The organism is Heyndrickxia coagulans DSM 1 = ATCC 7050 (assembly GCF_000290615.1).
In the GTDB taxonomy this organism is placed as follows: Bacteria; Bacillota; Bacilli; order Bacillales; family Bacillaceae_C; genus Weizmannia; species Weizmannia coagulans.
In genome coordinates this window covers 1-251 of sequence record NZ_ALAS01000142.1, presented here as the reverse complement: position 1 = coordinate 251, position 251 = coordinate 1, and the positions used below count along the sequence as shown (strand labels likewise).

Here is a 251-nt window from a genome sequence, read left to right as displayed (position 1 = left end):
CAAAATTGAAATGTAGTACTTGCCTGTCTTTGTTTTAGAAATAGTGCAAGATTTGATTTTATAATCAGCAGGTATCTCTCTATGCTGTTTTATTTTTATTGGCTTTTTGATTTTTGGCAGTTTGATATGACCATTTTCTAGCTTAATATTTCCGTTGACCCTATTAGTTGTATAGGATTGTTTTGCTTTACGATTTTTGAACTTTGGAAAATCCGCATTTCCTTCAAAGAAATTCTTATAAGCAGTCTGTA

General features: G+C 30.7%; 1 pseudogene. It reads right to left on the bottom strand.

Going from position 1 to position 251, the window contains the following annotated elements:
• Positions 1-251, bottom strand: a pseudogene (locus tag IC21_RS17295) (RNA-guided endonuclease TnpB family protein); the annotation flags it as partial.